The 15420-nt window shown below is 68.0% G+C and carries 10 protein-coding genes; 1 reads left to right on the top strand and 9 read right to left on the bottom strand.

The features are described 5' to 3' along the window. Positions 1-9 precede the first annotated feature (9 nt). Positions 10-1296 (top strand): C4-dicarboxylate ABC transporter substrate-binding protein, encoded by a 1287-nt coding sequence (locus tag NQ036_RS12145; RefSeq protein ID WP_257059293.1) that lies wholly within the window; start codon positions 10-12, stop codon positions 1294-1296. A 28-nt stretch (positions 1297-1324) separates the two neighbouring features. Here the strand turns inward: NQ036_RS12145 and NQ036_RS12140 are convergent, their stop codons facing one another. From NQ036_RS12140 to NQ036_RS12100, 9 genes are all read right to left on the bottom strand, one after another. After that, the gene (locus NQ036_RS12140; protein ID WP_257059292.1) at positions 1325-2635 is read right to left on the bottom strand and encodes an MATE family efflux transporter; all 1311 of its coding nucleotides are present in this window, start codon (positions 2633-2635) and stop codon (positions 1325-1327) included. 24 nt (positions 2636-2659) lie between these two features. Continuing rightward, positions 2660-5878 (bottom strand): carboxyl transferase domain-containing protein, encoded by a 3219-nt coding sequence (locus NQ036_RS12135; protein ID WP_257059289.1) that lies wholly within the window; start codon positions 5876-5878, stop codon positions 2660-2662. 5 nt (positions 5879-5883) lie between these two features. Continuing rightward, complete coding sequence (locus NQ036_RS12130; RefSeq protein WP_257059309.1) at positions 5884-7596, bottom strand: AMP-binding protein; 1713 nt, start codon at positions 7594-7596, stop codon at positions 5884-5886. Between the two features lie 28 nt (positions 7597-7624). After that, complete coding sequence (locus NQ036_RS12125) at positions 7625-9316, bottom strand: class I adenylate-forming enzyme family protein (RefSeq protein ID WP_257059287.1); 1692 nt, start codon at positions 9314-9316, stop codon at positions 7625-7627. A 102-nt stretch (positions 9317-9418) separates the two neighbouring features. Further along, positions 9419-11089: a class I adenylate-forming enzyme family protein gene (locus NQ036_RS12120; RefSeq protein ID WP_257059284.1), complete on the bottom strand. Its 1671-nt coding sequence runs from the start codon at positions 11087-11089 to the stop codon at positions 9419-9421. Positions 11090-11178: 89 nt separating this feature from the next. Beyond that, positions 11179-12378 (bottom strand): acetyl-CoA C-acyltransferase, encoded by a 1200-nt coding sequence (locus tag NQ036_RS12115; RefSeq protein ID WP_257059281.1) that lies wholly within the window; start codon positions 12376-12378, stop codon positions 11179-11181. Between the two features lie 40 nt (positions 12379-12418). After that, the gene (locus tag NQ036_RS12110) at positions 12419-13171 is read right to left on the bottom strand and encodes an SDR family NAD(P)-dependent oxidoreductase (protein ID WP_257046605.1); all 753 of its coding nucleotides are present in this window, start codon (positions 13169-13171) and stop codon (positions 12419-12421) included. Between the two features lie 30 nt (positions 13172-13201). Beyond that, positions 13202-14416: an acyl-CoA dehydrogenase family protein gene (locus NQ036_RS12105; protein WP_257059277.1), complete on the bottom strand. Its 1215-nt coding sequence runs from the start codon at positions 14414-14416 to the stop codon at positions 13202-13204. Positions 14417-14461: 45 nt separating this feature from the next. Beyond that, complete coding sequence (locus tag NQ036_RS12100; RefSeq protein ID WP_257059274.1) at positions 14462-15262, bottom strand: SDR family oxidoreductase; 801 nt, start codon at positions 15260-15262, stop codon at positions 14462-14464. Between the last annotated feature and the right edge of the window lie 158 nt (positions 15263-15420).

Here is a 15420-nt window from a genome sequence, read left to right as displayed (position 1 = left end):
CAGAACCCCATGAAACCAGGCCGCAGCCGCCTCCGCACACTCGGCCTCCCCCTCATAGCCGGCGTCCTGAGCCTGGCCCTGAGCGCTTGTGCCGGATCCGTGGCAGGCGGCACCTCCGGAGGACTGGCCGGCGGTGGAGGCGGAGGCTATGCGTCTGGCGCCGACCAGGCGACCATCGACGCGGCACTGGCCGACCTGCCCGAGGTGGAACTGACCTTCCAGCCCTCGGCGGCGTCCGCGGCTTCCATCCAGGCTCCCTCGGGCAACGTCCTGGCCGCGGCCATAGAGGAGCGCTCGGGCGGGAAGATCAAGGTCGACACGGTGTGGGGACAGGCCATCGCCGGCTATTCCGAACTGTTCGACGCCCTGTCCGACGGGCGCGTGGACCTGGCACTGGCGCTGCCGGTCTACCAACCCGCGGAGTTCCCCGCCACCAATGCCGTGGGCGAGGCCCTCGGTGGGCTTCCGTCCTCGCCCTATACCGGGGAGATGATCACGAACGCCGTGGGCGTCGATGTCGCCTGGAACACTCCTCAGGTACTCCAGGAATACGAGGATCAGAGCGTCTACCCGATCGCCCCCTTCATCGCCTCGGGCGGCTACTACTCGGTTTGCACGAAGACCGGGGTCTCCGAATCCGACTATCCGGGCAGGCAGGTCCGCATCGCCTCGAAGGCGCAGAGTGGCTTGATGAGCCGAATCGGCGCCTCCCCCGTCTCCATGGAATACACCGAGGCCTTCGAGGCCATGCAGCGGGGCACCGTGGACTGTTCGCTGGCGCAGCTGGTCACCGCGGCCGAGGGCGGGCTGTTCGAGGTCGCCCCCAATATCGGCTATATGACCGACACGTCGATCTCCCGCAGCGCCAGCTCCCTGGTCGCCGGCAAGAAGTTCGCCGAGCTGCCCCTGGGCTACCGGCAGATCATCTTCGACGTCTACGCCGACCACTTCCATGGACAGCTGCAGACCGGCATCGGCGGCAATGCGGCAGCCGTCACAGCCGCGAAGAAGGCAGGCGGCAAGATCGAACGCTTCGATGATGCACTGCAGAAGGACGTGGCGGCCTTCAACTCGGAGAACCGCAAGAAGATCGCCGAGTCCGGTATCGCCGGCGACGATCTGGCCGAACGGGTCGAGGCGGCCGCCAGAAAGTGGACGGCCAAGGCCAAGGAACTCGGCTACTCCGACAAGGGCACGACAGCGGACTTCGACGAGTGGTACGACCCGAAGAGCGACTACCGCCCGATGGGCGAGGCGGTCTACCAGGACGTCATCCTCCCCCACCGACCCTCCTGATCACCGGCGCGCAGGGGCCCGCGGCAGTCTAGCCGCGGGCCTCTGCGCGTTCGATCCAGGCATCGCCGCGCATCCGCAGGCCCAGGCCGATCCCACGGAAGGCCAGGAAGCCCCAGCAGAAGCAGGCCCACAGGCCCCAGGTACCCCAGCCGGCGAGGTGCCCCAGCCAGCACAGCAGGGCGAATCCCAGGAATGCGCCCAGCTGTGCCAGGGCCAGATAGCGGGAATCCTCAGCGCCCATCAGCACCCCGTCGAGGGTGAACACATAGCCGCCCAGCGGCAGGCTTGCGGCCAGCACCAGGATCAGGATCGTCAATGCGGGCCGGACGTGCTCGTCCGAGGTGAACAGCGCCGGAAGCCAGGGCGACAGACAGGCCATGACGACGCCCGTGATGGTGCCGAAACCCACACCCCAGCCGATCAGGCGCCGGTGCACGGCGTGGACCTCGGCGCGCCGCCTGCGCCCCAGCTCCAGGCCGATGAGCGCCTGCCCGGCGATCGCCAGTGAGTCCAGCACCATGGCCAGGCTGTTGAACAGCGTCTGGGCGACCTGCACAGCCGCCAGCTGCACGGTCCCCTGAGCTGCGGCAAGGGCGACCAGCACCAGGATGGCGGCCCGCAGCGAGGCGTTGCGCAGCAGCAGCCAGCCCGACATCCGCGCGGCATGGAAGACCCCGTGGAAATCCGGCCGCAGCCTGGCACCGTAATGCCGGGCCGCCAGCACCGCGATCCACGCATAGGTCAGGCACATGAGCCCCTGTGCGCACACGGTGCCCAGCGCCGAGCCCGCCACACCGAGGTCGAGGCCGTAGATGAACAGGGCGTTGAGTGCGATGTTGACGGCGAAACCACCCGCCGCGATGGCCAACGGCACCTTCGTGTTCTGCAGCCCGCGCAGCAATCCGGTACCGGCGATCACGATGAGCATGAACGGCAGGCCCCACCAGGAGATCGTCAGATATTCCCGGGCCAGGGCCGCGACCTCGGCGGTCGGGTTGAACCAGCCCAGTGCCGTGTCGAGCAGGGGCAGGCCGGCCGCCACCAGAATGACCGAGGTGGCGGCAGCCAACCACATCCCGTCGATCCCAGCGCCGATCGCCCCCGGTCGATCGCCCGAGCCCAGGAAGCGCGCGACCCGCGGCGTGGTGGCGTAGGCGAGGAAGACCATGAGACCCAGCACCGTCTGCAGCAGGGCCCCTGCCAGGGCCAGCGCGGCGAGGGCCTCCGGTCCCAGATGGCCGACCATCGCGGTGTCCGCCAACAGGAAGACCGGTTCGGCCGCCAGGGCGCCCAGGGCGGGCAGCGCCAGGGCGATGATCTGTTTATCGCGTGAGTGCACGATGTCCCATCCTAGGCGGACCGCTCAGGACCGGATCCGGCTACCCCGCTCATCGTGCAACAGGCCCAGCCACGCCCGGGTGTCCGCAGGGTCGATGACGTCGTCGATGTCGAAGGTCTCGGCCGCCGACATGGCCCGGCCCTGCTCATAGAGGCGGTCGAGCAGCCGGGTGAACAGCGCATCGCGTTCCTCGCCTTCCGGCACCGCGGCCAGCTCCTTGGAGAACCCCAGGCGCACCGCGCCCTCGAGCCCCATCGGGCCCAGTTCGCCGGAGGGCCAGGCTACGGTGAAACGGGTCTCGTGCAGCGAGCCGAAGCTCATCGCCATCGCCCCGAGCCCGTAGGCCTTGCGGATCACCACGGAGCCGGTGGGCACTGTCAGCGCGGCGCCGGCGCAGAACAGGTCGCCGAAGGCGCGCACGCCGGGCTCCCGCTCGGCTTCGGGCCCGACCATGAAGCCGGGGGTGTCGATGAAGGCCACCAGCGGCAGGCCATAGGACTCGGCGAGGCGCAGGTGCTGGGTCAGATTCCGCGCGGTGTCCACGTCGATGGCCCCGCCCAGGTGCCGATTGTCATTGGCGACGAACCCGATGGGAGCGCCGTCGATCCGCGCGAAACCGCAAATCGCCCCGCCGCGGGCACCTGAGCGCAGCTCGGTGAAACCGGTGTCGTCGAAGACATGGCGCAGCAGGGAGCGCATATCGAAGGCACGTAGCCGGTCGGCCGGCACCGCTGCCCGTAGGATTGCGGCCCTATCGGGCGCAGCCGGCTCGGTTCCACCGGTGGCGTCCTCCTGCCCACCCGCAGCGGCTCCCTCACCCGCTCCGCCTGCGGCGAACATGGCCAGGTAGTCACGGGTGGCGGCCACGGCCTCGGCGTCGCCGGGGACGACCAGGTCGACGGCTCCCGAATCACGGTGCACCCGGACGGGGCCGACGTCCTCGGGCCGGTAGTCGCCCAGGCCGCCACCGGAGATCATCGCCGGGCCGCCCATTCCCAGGTTGAGGTCCTCCGTTGCGATGATCACATCGCACACTCCCGCCAGCGCCGCGTTGCCGGCGAAACAGCGGCCCGAGGCGATCGCGATCAGCGGCACCCGCCCGCGCAGGCCCGCGAGCGCGGCGAACGTCCCGACGTTGAGCTGGGGACCCGGAGGGATGTCGGTGTCGCCGGGCCGCCCGCCGCCGCCCTCGCAGAAGAAGACGATGGGCAGGCCGGTGTCCCCTGCCACGTGGAGGAGTCTGTCGGTTTTGGCGTGGTTGCGCGCTCCCTGGGTGCCGGCCAGCACCGTGTAGTCGTAGCTCATGACGACCGCACGGACGTCCCCGCGGTCCGTGCGCACTGTGCCGATCCCGCCGACCAGCCCGTCCCCGCGGGTCCGGTCGATCAGATCGGCGTGCGAGCGCCTGGCCCGCTGGGCGGCGATCGCAAGGCCGCCGTATTCGACGAACGTGCCGGGGACCACCAGTTCGGCCAGATTCTCCCTGGCCGTGCGCCGACCCCGGCGATGGATCTTCTCCACGTCGGCCGGGTGTGCCTCATCACTTGTTCCCGCGTGCCTGGCCACGGCCTCTGCCACTGCCGGGTGGTCGACCAGCTCGGTGCTCGCATCCCCCGTCCGGTCGGTATTGCCCGCAACGATCGCGAACACGGGCTGGCCCTCGGTCACGGTGTCGCCGATTGCCACCAGGGCGCGCGCCGCGGTGTGGGGTGGGGCGGGAATCGCATGGTGCATCTTCATCGCCTCGATGAGACCCAACTCGCCGGGCCTGGCCTCGAGCGAGACGACGGTACCCGAGAGTGGGGCGGGTACCGGGGTCTCGTCCACGGCCAGCTCGACGGCGGGCGCCTCTGTGGCCTTGGCCGGCGCTGCGTCGGGCCCTGTTCCGGTCTCCGGGATCGAGGCGACGAGTTCGGCGCTGCGCGCATCGAAGGTGCCGGTATCCGCGTGGCCGGGCAGGCCCGCGGCGATGACCGCGCGCTGCAGGCCGATGTTCGTCTCCACCCCCGTGATGCGGGTCTCCAGCAGTGCCCGGTCCAGTCGGGCCACGGCCGTCTCCAAGTCGTCGGCCGTGACGATGAGCTTGGCCAGTAGGGTGTCATAGCTCGCGCCGATCCGGGTGCCCGAACGCACCCAGGTGTCGACTCGCACATGCCGGTCCAGGGGGAAGTCGGCTGATGCCAGAGTGCCCGTCGCGGGGTGGACCGTGCCGTCGGCGCTCATCCGCTCGGCGGTGATCCGCGCCTGCACCGATGTCCGTCCCGTCGGCTGCCCGTCCGGTAGAGCGGACATCTCCAGTCCCTGGGCCAGACGCAGCTGGGCGGCCACCAGGTCGATGCCCAGGACCTCCTCCGTCACCGTGTGCTCGACCTGGATACGCGGGTTGACTTCGAGGAAGAACCAGTCGTCGTCGGTCACCAGGAATTCGACGGTGGCCAGCTGGGTGTAGTCGATCGCCTCCAGCAGGGTGCCTGCGGCCGCGTGGATCGCCGTCCGGATATCCGTGGGCACCGCGGCCGGGGCGATCTCGAGGAATTTCTGGCGGCGGCGCTGCAGGGAGCAGTCCCGATCGCCCAGGATCCTGATCCCCTCGGCTGTGCCCAGCGCCTGGACCTCGATGTGGCGGGTGCCGGTGAGCCAGCGTTCGGCCAGTAGCCGCTCGTCGCCGAAGCCCGCCGCGGCCTCGGCGGCGGCTCTGGCGAACAGGGCGTCGACATCATCGGCGGGGCCGATCGGCACGATCCCCCGGCCCCCGCCGCCGGCGACGGCCTTGAGTGCGATCGGGCCCCCGGCCTCACGTTGGAAGGCCCTGGCCTGTTCGGGCCCCGCCAGCACGCCGGTGGCCGGTATCGTGTTGATCCCCAGTCCTGCGGCCAGTGTCTTCGCCCTGTCCTTATCGCCGACGGCTTCGATCGCCTCCGGGCGGGGACCGACGAATACGGCGCCGGCGCCGGCGACCGCCCTGGCGAACTCGGCGGATTCGGACAGGAATCCGTAACCGGGGTGGACGTAATCGGCGCCCACGCGGCCGATCACGGCCGCCAGTCCGGCGATGTCCAGGTAGGCCCCTGCTCCCAGGCCCGGCAGTTCGACCGCCCGGTCGGCCAGGCTCACGTGCAGGCTGTCCGCGTCATCGGCGGGGTGGACGGCGACGGTTGTCATGCCCAGATCACGGGCGGTGCGCATAATGCGCACGGCGATCTCCCCGCGGTTGGCGACCAACAGGACGGGGGCTCGGTTCACGTGCGTCACTTCTCCAGGCTCTCCAACAGTTCGACTTTGCGGATCTTGCCCGTGGCCGTCATCGGCATCGCCTCGACGAAGACGAACTCCGGGACCTTGTAACGGGCCATCTGCTCCAGCGCCCATGTGTGCAGCTCCTCGGCGGTGGCGGCGGAGCCCGCCGTCAGGATGGTGAAGGCCACGGGCACCTGGCCCTTGCGCTCGTCCGCGCGCGGGGCGACGGCGACGGTCTCGATCGCAGGATGGGCCTTGAGCAGCGTTTCGACTTCGGCGGGGAAAACACTCATCCCGTTGACCTTGATCATCTCCTTGGTCCGCGCCAAATAGGTCAGCGCCCCGTGCTCGTCGAAGCGTCCGGTGTCGCCGGTGAGCAGCCAGCCGTCGACCAGGGAGTCGCGGGTGGCCTCGGGCCGGCGGTAGTAGCCGGTCATCACCGAGGGGGAGCTCACGATGATCTGGCCGGATTCGCCCACCGGAACCGGGTTCAGATCGGCGTCGACGACGACGATCCGCGTGCCGGGTACGGGGAATCCGCAGTACACGGGTTCCTTGGCCAGGTCCATGTCCCCGTCCTGCAGGCCCAGGGTCGAGGTGTCGGCCGTGTGCGTCTCGGTCATTCCGTAGGAGGCCTCCCGCAGTGTCGTCCCGGAGACCTCCCGCCAGGCCGTGCGCAGGTCCCGGTCGAGCTTGCGCACGAAACTGATCGCCGTGCAGTCGCGCAGGCTCTCCAGCGTCTGGGCCGTACAGCCGGGCTCCTCCAGCAGTTCCCAGTAGCTGTCGCCCAGGCCGCTCAGGGTGGAAACCCGCTGCGCGGCGATGAGTTCGAGGGCCACACCCGGATGCCAGCGGCTCATCAACACCAGGGTCGAGCCGTCGACCAGCGGGGACAGGATTGCGAAGTCCTCCCCCGCGATCCAGAAGATCGGCTGGAAGCCCAGGATCACCTCGGGTTCGGCGTCGGTGCCGGGCACATGTCCACGGCCGGCGTGCGATTTGAGGCCCGAGTAGACCATATGGGCCTGCGTGTGTTCACAGCCCTTGGGCAGACCCGTCGTCCCGCCGGTGTAGTTGAGCACCGCCAGGGCGGTCGGATCCACCTCGGCCGGGGCGGCCGGAGAATGGGAGACGATGTCCGCCCAGTCACTGGGCAGGTCCCCACTGGCGGCGGCAAACGGCGCGGCGGGCACAGCGGGTCCCGTCAGTGTGTCGGCCAACTGGGTGTAGGCCACCGTGAGATCGGCGTCGACGCCGGCTTCGGGGTCTGCCAGGACGCGTTCGATAAGAGGCTGGAATTCCGCCTGCGCGATCACGACCCGCGGGGTTGCGTCGCGCAGTTCGTGTGCCAGTTCGCGCGCCTGGAACATCGGGTTGATCGGCAGGTGCACCGCGCCCAGGCGCAGAATCGCCAGGAGCGCGATGATGAACTGCGGACAGTTGCTCATGAACACGCCCACCCGGTCGCCGGCGGCCACGCCCTGGCCGCGCAACCAGCCCGCGGCAGCTGCGACCAGCTCCTCGAGTTCGGCATAGTCGATGTCGCGGCCGTAGAAGTGGATCGCGGTGGTGTGCGGCCGCTCTTCGGCCCACCTGATGAGGAATTCGTTCAGCGGCCGCTCGTAGTCGGCGCGTGGTATCTCCCCCGGGACCGAGGCCGGGCGCAGTGTCCGCAGCGCTTCCAGTTCCGCGGCCGCTTTCGACCATTCCCCATTGCCCACCATATGTTCCACTCTCCTTCGAGTATTCGTCTCAGTCTTCTGCGCCGGCGGCGGTTCGCGCCGCTTCGGCCGTCTCACGGGCTGTGGCGCGTAGTTCGCGCCGCAGTACCTTGCCCGATGCGGTCTTGGGCATCTCGTCGATGATCACGACCCGGTGCGGTGCTTTGAATGCCGCCAGGTGTTTGCGCGCGTGGGCGATGACATCGGCCTCGCTCAGTTCACTGCCCGGCTGCCTAGTCACATAGGCCACGACGTTCTCACCGCGGTACTCGTCGGGCACGCCCACCACGGCGGCCTCGAGCACCTGGGGCATCAGGTAGAGGGCGTCCTCCACCTCGCGCGGCCACACCTTGAAGCCCGAGGCGTTGATCATGTCCTTCTTCCGGTCGACGATGAACAGCCAGCCCTCGGCGTCGAGGTAGCCCACATCGCCGGTGTGCAGCAATCCGCCGGGGATGTCGCGCGCCGTGGCCTCCGGATTGCCCAGGTACTCGTGGGTGACCATGGGCCCCGACACACAGACCTCTCCCACTTCCCCGGCCGCCAGCTCGTGTCCCTCGTCGTCGAGGATCGAAACCGTCACCGAGGCCAGGGGCAGCCCGCAGGACAGGTTCCCCGACTCCTCGTCGACCGGGGCGCGGAAGCCATTGGGCACCAGGGCGCACTGCGCGCTGGTCTCTGTGAGCCCGTAGCCCTGGCCGATGTAGTAGCCGGTGCGCTCCTCGAACTTCGCAACGATCGCCTCGGGCAGGGGCGCGCCGCCGGACATGATCTGATCGAAGGACTCGAAGTCCGCGGCCTCGAATCCCGGCACGGCCAGCAGCGCCATGAATGCGGTGGCCGGGCCGGCCATGTAGTTCGGGCGGTCACGGCGGAAGATCTCCAGCGAGGTCACCGGATCGAACCGGTAGTTCATCGACAGTGCGGAGCGGCAGGCGATATTGGCCAGGAACTGGCAGACGAAGCCCGTGATGTGGAAGACCGGCGCCAGGGTGAACATCACATTGCCGGGCCCGTAGTCCATCATGTCCCGGCTCATGATCGCGTTGACCGTCAGGTTCCCGTGGGTCAGGACGGCGCCCTTGGACTTGCCGGAAGTCCCCGAAGTGTAGCCGTAGATCGCCGGGGTCTCCCGAGTCACCGGAGCCTGCCGAACACTGCGGCCGGAGTACTCCTTGACGATGTCGGACAGATCGGGGCGCCCGGTCGGGATCTGCGCGGGGAAGGCGCCGAAGATGCGTTCGGCCTCCACCTGCACCAGGTCGCGATCGTTGCAGGTGATGACGATGTCGAGGTCCGCAGCATAGTCCTTGACCCGGTCGTTGTACGCCGCAGCCGAAACCACCAGGGCCTTGACCGAAGCATCCGCGAAGACATGGGCCAGTTCGTCGCGGTACATCGGATTCAGCGGCACCACCACCCCGCCGAGCCGCCAGGCCGCGAGAGCGGCGAAATAATAGTGGGGCACGTTCTGCAGATAGATGCCGAGCACATCGCCGGGCCCGAAGCCGCGTTCGGCCAGATAAGCCGCAAGGGCGTTGGCTTGGTCGTCGATCTGGGCCCAGGTGGCCTCCCACCCGTAGTACTTCACCGCGGGAGCCTCCGGTGCCGTGGCCACTGCGGCGGCCAGGAGTTCGGGCACCGTGGTCGGCTCCAGGGGCTGGATGTACTTCGGTTCACTCGAGAGCGTCGTCACCCAGGGGCGATCGGTCGAAAGTGACATCGGTGTCCTCCACTTCATCGTGTTCCGGCGCCGACGGGCTGTGCCGCCGGTCACTTCTTCATAATATCCCGAACGTTCGTTCATTCAACGCGGGACCACTGCTCACCTGGACGTTTCGTCCTCCCGCACGCTCGCCTGGTCGCGCAATTCACGGCGCAGGATCTTGCCCGATGCCGTCTTGGGCAGCGCCTCGGCGATGACGACCCGATGCGGGGCCTTGAACGCGGCCAGATGTTTGCGCGCATGGGCGATGACATCGGCCTCGGTGAGGCTGCGGCCCGGCTTCAGCGTGAGATAGGCGACGACGCTCTCACCCCTGTACTCATCGGGCACGCCCACCACTGCGGCCTCGAGCACCTCGGGCAGCAGATACAGCGCGTCCTCCACCTCGCGCGGCCACACCTTGAAGCCCGAGGCGTTGATCATGTCCTTCATCCGGTCGACGATGAACAGCCAGCCCTCGGCGTCGAGATACCCCACGTCCCCGGTGTGCAGCAATCCGCCGGGGATGTCGCGCGCCGTTGCCTCCGGGTTGTTCAGGTATGAGCCGGTGACCATGGGCCCTGACACGCAGACCTCGCCCACCTCGCCCTGGGGGACTTCGCGGCCGTCCTCATCCAGAATCCGCAGGTCGACGCTGGCGATCGGCAGCCCGCAGGACAGGTTCCCCGACTCTTCGTCGACCGGGGCACGGAAGCCCTTGGGTACCACCGCGCACTGCGCGCTGGTCTCTGTGAGCCCGTAGCCCTGGCCGATGTAGCGGCCAGTGCGCTCCTCGAACTTCGCGAGGATGGCCGCGGGCAGCGGGGCCCCGCCCGACATGATCTGGTCGAAGGACGAGAAGTCGTCCCCGTGGAAGTCGGGGTGGGCCAGCAGCGCCATATAGGCGGTGGCGGGACCGGCCATGTAGTTCGGACGCGTCCGCCGGAAGATCTCCAGGGTCGTCGAGGCCTCGAAACGGTAGTTCATCGCCAGGGTGCCCCCGACGGCGATATTGGCCAGGAACTGGGTGACCAGACCGGTGATGTGGAACACCGGGGCCAGGGTGAAGAAGGTGAACGGTGGTCGATAGCCCTGGAATTCGCGGTTGATCACCGCATTGACACTCAGGTTCCCGTGGGTGAGCACCGCGCCCTTGGACTTGCCGGAGGTTCCCGAGGTGTAACCGTAGAGCGCCGGGGTGTCCACGGTGACCGGTGCCTGGTCGACGCGGGCTCCGCGGTGGCGTTCGATCACATCGAGCAGTTCGTCCCTGTCGGTTTCGATATGGGACGGGAACGATCCGAAGACGCGTTCCGATTCGAGCTCCACCAGGCCCCGATCATTGCAGGTGATGACGATGTCGAGGTCCGCAGCATAATCCTTGACCCGGTCGTTGTACGCCGCAGCCGAAACCACCAGGGCCTTGACCGAAGCATCCGCGAAGACATGGGCCAGTTCGTCGCGGTACATCGGATTCAGCGGCACCACCACCCCGCCGAGCCGCCAGGCCGCCAGAGCGGCGAAATAATAGTGCGGCACGTTCTGCAGATAGATGCCGAGCACGTCGCCGGGCCCGAAGCCGCGTTCGGCCAGGTACGCCGCGGTAGCCTGAGCGTGTTCGTCGAGTTCGCGCCAACTGCAGGTCCACCCGAAGTACTCCACCGCGGTCGACTCCCCCGCCTCAGCCAGTGCGCGTTGAAGTAACGCGGGGATCGTCGTGGGCTCCAGCTCGCGCAAATAGCGCGGTTCGCGGGCCAGGGTGTTCAACCAGGGTCGGTTTTCGGGTGCCATCGATACTTCTTCCGTTCACTTTCTCCATAGACGAGCGTGCCCGGGGCGCTTGGCCCCGGGCACGCTCCAACCGATGAGTTCGGGCTCGGTCAGGCCACTTCGAACAGGCCGGCCGCGCCCTGTCCGCCGCCGATGCACATCGTGACGACGACGTACTTGGCACCGCGGCGCTTGCCCTCGATGAGGGCGTGCCCGACCATCCGGGCGCCCGACATGCCGTAGGGGTGGCCGATCGAGATGGCGCCGCCGTTGACGTTGTACTTCTCCGGGTCGATGCCCAGGCGGTCACGGCAGTACAGGGTCTGCACCGCGAATGCCTCGTTGAGCTCCCACAGATCGATGTCGTCGACGGTCAGCCCGTGACGCTTGAGCAGCTTCGGCACGGCGAAGACCGGGCCGATGCCCATCTCGTCCGGCTCACAGCCGGCCACCGCGATGCCGCGGTAGATGCCCAGCGGTTCGAGGCCCCGGCGCGAGGCCTCGGCGTCGCTCATCAGCACCGCAGCCGAGGCGCCGTCGGACAGCTGCGAGGCGTTGCCCGCGGTGATCGACGGGTTCGCCGAGGCCACTCCGGGGGCCAGCACCGGCTGCAGTGAGGACAGGCCCTCGAGCGTGGTCGACGGGCGGTTGCCCTCGTCCTTGCCCAGCGTGACCGTCTCCTCGGAGACCTCCTTGGTCGCCTTGTCCATGACGAGCTTCGTCGCGGTCAGCGGCACGATCTCCGCGTCGAAGCGGCCGGCTTCCTGCGCGGCTGCGGTGCGCCGCTGGCTCTCCAGCGAATACGCGTCCTGCGCCTCGCGGGTGACGCCATAGCGTTCGGCGACGACCTCGGCCGTGTTGAGCATCGGCAGGTAGAGTCCCGGATGGTTCTCCGTGAGCCACGGGTCCTTCGCGCGGAAGGTGTTCTGGTGTTCGTTCTGCACCAGGGAGATGGATTCGGCGCCACCGCCGACGGCGACGTCCATCCCGTCGGCGATGATCTGCTTGGCGGCGATCGAGATCGCCATCAGACCCGAGGCGCACTGCCGGTCGACGGTCTGGCCGGCGACCGTCACGGGCAGCCCGGCGCGCAGCGCCGCCTGCCGGCCGAAGTTCATGGACTGCGCGCCCTGTTGGACGGCGGCGCCGAAGACGACGTCCTCGATCTCGCCGCCTTCCAGCCCCGCCCGCTTGACCGCATTGGCGATCGCGTGGCCGGCGAGTTCCTGGGACTGGGTGTTGTTGAAGGCCCCACGGTACGCTTTGCCAATCGGCGTGCGTGCGGTGGAGACGATCACTGCATCGGTCATTGTTCCTCTTTCGATTGCGTCGGCTGCCCGGCGGGGCCGATCAGTTCTTCGGGCCGCCGGCGACGTAGATGACCTGCCCGGAGACGAAGCCCGCGCCCTCGCTGGCCAGGAACGAGGCGGTGTGCGCGATGTCCTCGGGCTTGCCGGTACGGCGCACGTCGATCTGCGCGGCGGCGGCCTTGGTGAACTCCTCGAAGGACACCCCGACGGATTCCGCGGTGGCCTTGGTCATATCGGTCTCGATGAACCCGGGGGCGATTGCATTGGCGGTCACGCCGTAGCGGCCGAGTTCGATCGCATAGGTCTTCGTCAGGCCCTGGATGCCCGCCTTGGCCGCCGAGTAGTTGGCCTGGCCGCGGTTGCCCAGCGCCGAGGTCGAGGACATCGAGATGATCCGGCCGAAGTTCTCCTGGACCATGTACTTCTGCGCGGCCTTCGTCATGATGAAGTTGCCCTCGAGGTGAACGGCCAGAACCTTCTGGAAGTCCGCCAGCGGCATCTTGAACAGCATATGGTCGCGGATGATACCGGCGTTGTTGATCAGCACGGTCGGCGCACCGAGTTCCTCGGCGATCTTCTCCACCGCCGCATTGGCGGCGGCCTCGTCGGTGATGTCGGCGCCGATGCCGATCGCCTGGCCGCCTGCGGCGTTGATCTCCTCGACGACGCCGCGGGTGTCCTCCTCACGGATGTCGACGACGGCGACGGCCAGTCCGTCCTTGGCCAGGCGCTTCGAGATGGCCGCGCCGATTCCACGGGCCCCGCCGGTGACGATTGCGGTACGCTGGGTCATTCTTGTCTCCTTCACGACCTGTCGGTCGAATCACTTACGGTATTTCTTGAGTTCGTGCCGGGCGATGGTCATCTTGTGCACCTCGTCCGGTCCGTCCGCCAGGCGCAGAGTGCGCACATGCGCATACATCTCCGCCAGGGGGAAGTCGTTCGTAACGCCGCCGCCGCCGTGCACCTGGATGGCCCGGTCGATGACCTTGAGTGCCATTTCCGGTGCCGCGACCTTGATCTCCGAGATCAGCGTACGGGCCACCTTGTTGCCCACGGTATCCATCAGGTACGCCGCCTGCAGGGTCAGCAGCCGGGCCTGGTCGATGGCGATGCGCGATTCCGCGATCCAATCCTGAATGTTCGCCTTCTCCGAGAGCTTGGACCCGAAGGCCACCCGCTCCTCTGCGCGCTTGCACATGAGCTCGAGCGCGCGCTCGGCGGCGCCGATCGCGCGCATGCAGTGGTGGATGCGGCCCGGCCCCAGCCGGGCCTGGCTGATCGCGAAGCCCTCGCCCTCGCCCTTGAGGACGTCCTTGGCAGGCACCCGCACCTGATCGAAGATGATCTCCGCGTGACCCTCCCGGTCCTCGTAGCCGAACACCGGGAGATTGCGCACCACGGTGACCCCCGGGGCGTCGATCGGCACGACCATCATGGACTGCTGGCGATGCTTCTCCGCATTGGGATCGGTCTTGCCCATCACGATGAGCACCTGGCAATTGGGGTGCAGAGCGTTCGAGGTGAACCACTTGCGGCCCTCGAGGATGTACTCGTCGCCGTCCTTCTTCATGACCATCTCGATGTTCGTGGCATCGGCGCTGGCCACAGCCGGTTCAGTCATCGCGAAACCGGAGGCCATCGTGCCGTCGAGGAGCGGACGCAGGTACTTCTCCTTGTGCTCATCCGTCCCGAAGAGCGTGAGCACCTCCATATTGCCGGTGTCGGGAGCATTGCAATTGAAAACCTCCGGCCCCAGGCCCAGCGAGCGGCCCATGAGTTCCGCCAGGGGCGCATACTCCAGGTTGGTCAGCCCCGGACCCCATTCCGCGTGGGGGTGGAACAGGTTCCACAGCCCGGCCTCCTTGGCCTTGGCCTTGAGGTCCTCGAGGATCTGCGGCTGCGTGTGGGGGCTGGCGGCCTCGGCCATCTGCTGCCGATAGACGGGCTCGGCAGGGTAGACGAATTCGTCCATGAAGGCCTTCACCCGCTCGTAGTACTCCTGGCCTCGGGCGGTCTGTTCGAAGAGGTTGGTCACTGTCACTCCCTTGTGTCGTGTATTCCTGATGAAATATGGGTGGGCTCAGCGTGCGCCGGCCAGCAGTTTGCTCTGATAGCGCCGCATTCCGCGCAGCCAGCGGTCGTAGTCGGAGCCCTTCATCCGGTACATCTCGAGGACCTCCGGGTGCGGCAGGGCCAGGAACGTTCCGGATTCGACGGCCGCCAGGACACAGGTGGCGACTTCGTCCGGCTCGAGCACCCGGCCGGCCGAGGTCACCGCGGACTGGGCTGCCGCATCCAACGAGTCCGCAGTGTTGTCCGCGCCGTGGAGCATTGCGGTGTTCACGCCCATCGGGCACAGACAGGTCACGCCGACTCCCCGGTCGCCGTAGGTGATCGAGAGCCACTCGGCGAAACCGACGGCCGCGTGCTTGGTCACCGAGTATCCGGCCTGGCCGATCTGGGTCAGCAATCCGGCAGCCGATGCGGTGGCCACGAAGTGCCCGCCCCCACCGTCCGCCCAGCCGGGCACCAGGGCCTTGGCCGCGCGGATGTGGGCCCGCAGGTTGACGTCGATGATCAGGTCCCAGTCGGATTCGTCATCTCCTAGGCCCTGGGGTCCGATGATCCCGGCATTGGCGAAGTAGAGATCGACCTCGCCGAACTCGGCGCGGGTGGCTTCGATCAGCTCTGCGATGCCCTGGGTGCTGGTGCAGTCACCGGCCCAGGCCCGCTGGCCGAGTTCGGCGGCGATCCCCTGCACGCGGGGATCCAGGTCCGCCAGCATGACCCGGGCACCGCGCTGTGTCAGGGCGCGGGCGATTGCAGATCCGATCCCACCGGCGGCACCGGTGACGACGGCGGTCTTCGAGTGCACATCCATGTGCGTCCTCCCGGTTCGTTGGTCTTCGACTCCTCGTTGAGCCGGTCTGTCCCTGCCATTCTGACCCCAAGCGCATGTGAATTTCAAGCCTGAGCAAACGTTTGTTCATTGGCCCTTCAAGTCGTACCCGCCGTCCGTGTTCCAGGCTGGTGAACGGG

The organism is Brevibacterium sp. 91QC2O2, from assembly GCF_024580695.1.
GTDB lineage: Bacteria > Actinomycetota > Actinomycetes > Actinomycetales > Brevibacteriaceae > Brevibacterium > Brevibacterium moorei.
The sequence above is the reverse complement of the archived record's forward strand: the minus strand, read 5'-3'. Positions and strand labels throughout refer to the sequence as shown.